The 6,425-nt window shown below is 62.8% G+C and carries 5 protein-coding genes; 2 read left to right on the forward strand and 3 right to left on the reverse strand.

Annotation, left to right across the window (positions count from 1 at the left end; genetic code table 11):
- The coding region (locus tag BQ17_RS16910) for an NAD-dependent epimerase/dehydratase family protein (protein ID WP_369406485.1) at window positions 1-1,113 on the forward strand (1,113 nt) is incomplete at its 5' end.
- A gap of 166 nt (window positions 1,114-1,279) precedes the next feature.
- On the opposite strand, the gene BQ17_RS16915 is transcribed toward BQ17_RS16910, so the two are convergent.
- From BQ17_RS16915 to BQ17_RS16925, 3 genes are all read right to left on the reverse strand, one after another.
- Window positions 1,280-2,563, reverse strand: coding sequence for a chloride channel protein (locus tag BQ17_RS16915; RefSeq protein ID WP_218068330.1), 1,284 nt, complete (start codon window positions 2,561-2,563; stop codon window positions 1,280-1,282).
- Between the two features lie 391 nt (window positions 2,564-2,954).
- Window positions 2,955-4,679 (reverse strand): dihydrolipoyl dehydrogenase, encoded by a 1,725-nt coding sequence (gene lpdA / locus BQ17_RS16920; RefSeq protein WP_089729075.1) that lies wholly within the window; start codon window positions 4,677-4,679, stop codon window positions 2,955-2,957.
- Window positions 4,680-4,816: 137 nt separating this feature from the next.
- Window positions 4,817-5,302, reverse strand: a complete 486-nt coding sequence (locus BQ17_RS16925; RefSeq protein ID WP_089729077.1) for a Uma2 family endonuclease — start codon at window positions 5,300-5,302, stop codon at window positions 4,817-4,819.
- Window positions 5,303-5,598: 296 nt separating this feature from the next.
- On the opposite strand from BQ17_RS16925, the gene rpiA reads away from it, so the two are divergent.
- Window positions 5,599-6,255 (forward strand): ribose-5-phosphate isomerase RpiA, encoded by a 657-nt coding sequence (rpiA, locus tag BQ17_RS16930; RefSeq protein ID WP_089729079.1) that lies wholly within the window; start codon window positions 5,599-5,601, stop codon window positions 6,253-6,255.
- Window positions 6,256-6,425: the final 170 nt, after the last annotated feature.

The raw sequence follows: 6,425 nt of genomic DNA on the forward strand, positions 1-6,425 counted from the left end.
GGGATTTGCCACTTAAGACATGAAGATTTTGGGGAGGGTGGTTCATCCCTGAAAGCTATGAATCTGCAAGATCGATTGAAACTAGGTACTAGTACCGAGGTATCCTCTTTAAAGGCGGTTCCCACCCTCGTCACGGGGGCCACCGGGAAGGTCGGGTGTCACCTGGTGACCGCGCTCCTTGAACGGGGTGCCGACGTCGCCCTCCTGACCCGCGACCCAAAAAGCGCCCGGTCCCTATGGCGCGGGCAGCGATTGGACATCCACAGCGCGGATCTCACCGATCCCTCCACGCTGGTCGGGCGGCTCGACGGAATCGAGCTGGTCCTTCATCTGGCGAGTTACTCGCCGCCACCGCAAGCGCCCAATCTCTATCAAGCGGCGTCCCATTGGCCCGTAACGGCGGAAGGCACCCGAAATCTGGTGGACGCGGCGCTCGCGGCAGGCATTCGGCGGTTTGTCTACCTGAGCAGTGTCAAGGTCATGGGAGCAGCGATCGGCAAGGGGCCGGTGGATGAAGCGACGCCGCCGGCGCCGGATACCCTGTACGGACGCGCCAAATTGGCGGCGGAGCGCAGCGTTTTGACGGCGGGCGAAGCAGGCATGCAGGTCTGCGTATTACGCTCGCCGATGATCTACGGGCTGACCGGAACGGGTAACATCGCGCGTATGATCGATGCGGTGGCGCGGAACCGGTTTCCCCCTTGGCCGAAGATCCACAACCGACGATCATCCCTTCACGTGCAGGATCTCATCGCGGCGGCGCTCCTGGCAGCCACTCATCCGCGGGCATGGGGCTGCACCTACCTGGTGACCGATGGCAAGGGCTATTCCACCCGTTGGCTGTATGAACGGATTCGCCTTGCCCTGGGCAAGCCGGTACCCGGATGGGCGGTCCCCTATTGGGTCCTTGCGACGGCCGCTTGTGGGGCCACCTGGTTGGAAACAGGATTCCACCGGCGGATGCCCTTCAACCATGAAGCCCTGCGCAAGCTGACGGAGGATGCCTGGTTCTCCTCGGATCGAATTCGTACCGAGCTGGGCTTTACGCCACGTCACAACCTGGCAGAGGAAATACCCCGCATGGTCAAAGAGTACCTCGATGGGACTCGTTGAGCGATTTGCGGTTATTCGGCAAAGAGAACCACGGATGAACACGGATGGACACGGATATGGACCCCTCCGGGACGCGGATCTGGCCGATCCGTGTGTATCCGTGTGTATCCGTGGTTCAAGGAGACCCAATATTGGTGGGCACAGCCCACCCTACAACGCCGGACCGCTAACCAGTCCCACTCCCGCGACTGCGCAGCAGGATCTCGAAGACGGATGCGCGCCCGATTGCCAATTGGTTCGTGATGTCCGCGGTGGCAACCGCGAGCATGCCAGGTAGGATGACATTGGGATTGCCGGTGAGCTCGAGCAAAGCGATCAGGGCAGCCAAGGGCGCCCTGAGGCTCGCCCCCATCATGGCCGCCATGCCGACCGTGGCGTAGAAGGCAGGCGAGGCCGTGTCCATGGGCCCAAGCATATCGAACAGCATGCCGAATGCCGACCCCGCCGCCCCGCCGATGAACAGGGTCGGTCCGATCAATCCACCGGGGACCCGCAGCCCCACCGCCGTGCCCGTGGCCACCAGCTTGGTCAGGGTTAGCGCGAGCACCAGGCCCAGGCCGAGACCTTCCTTGCCGGCCAGCAGCCGGTCGAGGGTAGCGTAGCTGGAGCCCATGATCTCGGGGGTCCAGAGGGCCAAGATGCCGGTTACCAGGCCCGCCAGGGTGAAGCTCAGGCGGTTGGACCAGGTACGCGTGCGCACAGCGACGGCCTCGCACCAGCTGATGAAGCCGATCGCCAGTACGCCGATCGTCAATCCGAGCAGGATCAGATTCGGCAGCTCCCAGTGATTGTTCAGATCCAGCGGGGGAACGCTGAGGATAGGGTCTGCTTGCAGCAACAGCCGACTGATGACCGCACCGACCACGGACGCCACGATGATCGGCAGAAACCGGCTGACCTCATAACGTACCCGCAGCACCTCGACCACGAAGACGACGCCCGCCAGGGGCGTATTGAAGGCGGCCGCAATGGCAGCGGCCGCGCCGCTGGCCGCGAGTATGTGGTCCTCTTCGGCGGAAACCCGCAGGCGCCGACCGAGCTGGCTGGCGCTGGCCGCGCCGATATGGACCGCTGGCCCTTCCGTGTCTACCGCGTGTCCGGTGACGATTGCGGTAACCGCACCTCCCAGCTGGGTAAACAGATTGGTCGCGGGCAGGCACGCCTTTCCGGGAGTGTGCAGGTGGTGCAGTACGTGGACGACACCCACCTCGCGGTGCTTGGCACGCAGCCTGTCGAAGATCAGCCCGAGCAGGAGTCCACCGGCCACCGGCAAGAGGAGTCGCAGCCAGGGATCGAGATCCGGATAGCCCCCGCGTGCTCCCTGCGGCAGCAAGAGGAATTGGCCGAGCGCGATAGCCGCCCGGAAGGCCAGCACGACCAGGCTCGCCATGACGCCGCTGACCACACCGAGCAGCGTCAGTCGCAGCCACATCGCCCGGGCAGATGTCACGGTCTCAGGCTATCCCACATGTTGGTACGGGTGCTCGCAACTCCCGATAACATCGAGCCGGCAGGATCCCCACGGAAAATTGGTCCGCAAATAAACACAAATGGCCGCAAATAAACGTAAGCAGACCAGTAACCATCGATGATAGCGAACCGATCGCGACCGATTTGCGTCAATTCGCGTTCATTTGCGGCAAAAGGACATTATCGGTGCAGCTCGTGTTACTCACCGCATCATTGATGCGGTTCGCTGCGGGTGTCCATCGATGCGGTTCGCGCCCCCTAATAGTGCCATCCTGTAAGACCAACCGCGCTCACCGCATCCTACATGACTATTCTTTGTATCCTGCGCGCCCTTGTAGTTCAATTACCCTGCCAGCCAGAGCCAGCAGCGCTTACCCTTTCCGCGGCGGCATCAGGTCCGTGATCGAGCCGCGTGCCATCTCCGCGGCAAAGCAAATGGTCTCGTTGAGGGTCGGGTGGGGATGGACAGTCAGGCCGATGTCCTCGTAATCCGCCCCCATCTCCAGGGCCAGCACCGTCTCGCCGATAAGCTCTCCGGCATTGGGACCGACGATGCCGGCGCCCAGGATGCGCTTGGTCTGCGGGTCGAACAGCAGCTTAGTTTTACCCTCGTCGCGCCCGACGCCGAGGGCCCGGCCACTGGCGGTCCAGGGGAAGGTGCCCTTCTCGTAAGCGATACCCTGGGCCTTAGCCGCGGTCTCCGTCAGTCCCATCCAGGCCACCTCGGGGTCCGTGTAGGCCACCGAGGGGATGGTCAGCGGATCGGAGAGGGCGGGTAGCCCGGCGATGACCTCGGCGGCCACCTTGGCCTCGTGCGTCGCCTTGTGGGCCAACATGGGATTGCCCACCACGTCGCCAATGGCGAAGATGTTGGGTACGTTCGTGCGCATGTGGACATCCACGGGAATGAAGCCCTGTTCGTCCACCTTGACCCCGGCCTTCTCGGCCGCGATGAGCTTGCCGTTGGGGCGTCGGCCCACGGCCACCAAGACCCGGTCATAGGTCTGGGTCGCCGGGGCCTGTTTGCCCTCAAAGCCGACTCGGATACCGTCGGAAACCGGATTCATCGCCGTCACCTTGGTGCCCAACATGATGCTGTCGTAGCGCCGCTTGATGACCTTCTCCAGGGGACGTATCAGGTCTTTGTCGCAGCCGGGGAGCAGTTGCTCCATCAGCTCCACCACCTCGATGCGGGTCCCCAGGGCCTGGTAGATGGTAGCCATCTCCAACCCGATGATACCGCCGCCGACGATGAGCATCCGCCCCGGGATATCCGCCAGCTCCAGGGCGTCGGTAGAGTCCAGGACCCGCGGGTCCGCGTGGGGGAAGCCGGGGATTTTTATCGGGCTGGAGCCGCAGGCGATGATGGCCTGGTCGAAATCGATCGCGACCCGACCCTCGCGGGTATCGACGGCGATGCGCTTCGGGGCCTCGAAGCGGCCGGTGCCCTGTACCACCCGGACCTCCCGTTGCCTGGCGAGCGCCGCCAGGCCGCCGGTCAGCTTCTCGACCACCTTGTCCTTGCCCGCGCGCAGCTGCATAAGATCGATCTCGGGGGCGCCGAAGCGCACGCCCATGGTGGCGATCTCCGCCGCCTCATTGATGATTTGGGCGGTGTGCAGCAGGGCCTTGGAGGGGATGCAGCCCACATTGAGGCAGACCCCCCCCAGGCGGTCGTAACGCTCGATCAGGACCACCTGCTTGCCCAGATCCGCGGCGCGGAAGGCGGCGGTATAGCCGCCCGGCCCGGCGCCGAGGACCACCACTTGGGTGGCAAGATGGGGCGCAGACTCCACCGGCGGTGGTGGGGCCGGCCGTTCCCGTGTCGGGGGGGATTGGGCCGCCAGGTCGTCCTGCTCCACCTCCAGGGTCAAAATCGGATCGCCTTCCGAGACCTTTGATCCGACTTCGACCTTGAGCTCGGTGATTTGGCCCGCCTCCGGAGACGGAATCTCCATGGTCGCCTTGTCGCTCTCCAAGGTGATCAGAGAGGCCTCTTGCGCCACCCGATCGCCGGGGGCAACCAGTATCTCGATGACCGCCACATCCTTGAAATCGCCGATATCGGGGACCCTAACCTGGATATTCGTACTCACGTGCTGTCTCTCGTGGTTGCCGGGTAGCCGAGCCCCTGAGGAGGGTGTCCAAAAGCCCCTCTCCCGCCGGGAGAGGGGTTGGGGAGAGGGGGGCAAAGGGCGAAGATCGATGCCTTTTGCGACACCCTCCTGAGGGCTCAAGCAAAATCTATTTCGATGGTGTTCGGAAATCCGGGGATCAGGCCGCTCCGGTCCAACTCCCGGCGCCGGTCGCAGAAACGGACCTTGCCGTCTTGGGCGCAGGTCCAGAACTCACGCGCCCCGTGGGCGAAGTAGAGTGCTTTCTTCTCGTCCATCTCCTGCTCGGAATTGGACGGCGAAGGGACCTCGATCACGAGATCCGGCGCCTCCGGATAGGGATTGGCCCGCCGATGACGCTCAAAGAACGCCTTTTCGGCCCAGGCAACATCGGCGACCTTGACCCCGGCACTGGTGAGCACGCTGCATTCGGAGATCACGCGACCCTGGGGCCCGAGCCTGGCGAGCCATTGGACAATCAGCGCCTGAAAGAGCCCATGCTCATTGGAAGCGGGCGTCATCTCCAAATGGCCCCACTGGTTGGTCTCCACCTTGAAAGAGAGGTCGCGGAGCTGGGGATGGTCACAGATCTCCTGCCATTCCATATGAAGTTTCCGCGTCACGATCACCGGATTCACGGGCCAATTCTACACAGTAGGCTGTATCGGCGCAGCGTCTTTACCAGCTACCAGCGGCTGGAAGCCGGAAGCTGGCGACTGGTAGCAGGAGGTAGGGAAAGTCGATTCGCGAAGCCCATGATATGCGCCCACCCGGCCTCGACGATGCCTTTATCGTGCAAGCGGCCAGTGGAACGAAAGCAAACGCAATTCGGGTTGGACAAGGCCGCCCGGTGCTTTGCTATGATGAGAAACGGCTCAGAACCCACACGCGGAGGATTGGAATGAACCGGGAAGAAATGAAAAAGCTGGCCGCCAAGGCCGCCCTGGAGTACGTGGACGAAGGCATCGTCGGTGTCGGCACAGGCTCCACCGTCAATCACTTTATCGACTTTCTGGCCACCATCAAGGGCCGCATCCAGGGGGCCGTCTCCAGCTCCGAGGCATCGACGGCCCATCTGAAGGAGCGGGGGATCCCCGTAGTGGATCTCAACTATGCCGGGGAGCTCGAGCTCTATGTCGACGGCGCGGACGAATCGAACCCTCAGCTCCAGCTGATAAAAGGCGGCGGCGGGGCCCTCACGCGCGAGAAGATCATCGCCGCGGCCAGCAGGCAGTTCGTCTGCATCGCCAGCGACGGTAAGCTGGTAGATGTGTTGGGCGCATTTCCCGTGCCGGTGGAGGTCATCCCCATGGCCCGCAGCTATGTGGCGCGGCAATTGGTCAAGCTCGGCGGCACGCCGGTCTGGCGCGAAGGGTTCGTCACCGACAACGGCAATCTGATCCTGGATGTTCGGAACTTGGAAATCATGGAGCCATCGAAGCTGGAGCAGGAAATCAACAATATCGCCGGGGTCGTAACCGTCGGTATCTTTGCCCTACGGCCGGCGGATGTGCTGATTCTGGGGACCGAGGAAGGCGCCAAGACCATCACCGCCTAGTCCGTATCTCAGCGTGGATCCTTCTGCTCGTTCCCACGCTCCAGAGACTGTGAAAGAATTCGTTTTCCCCGGAAGTGGTGGGATGAGACTGCTGTATTTCACGTTAAATTCTGCACCATGTGGGATAAGGAGAAAGCTATGCTGCCCAGTTTAGAAAAATTGTGTTGCCC

The sequence above is a fragment of the Candidatus Thiosymbion oneisti genome (assembly GCF_900092655.1).
GTDB classification, from domain to species: Bacteria; Pseudomonadota; Gammaproteobacteria; order Chromatiales; family Chromatiaceae; genus Thiosymbion; species Thiosymbion oneisti.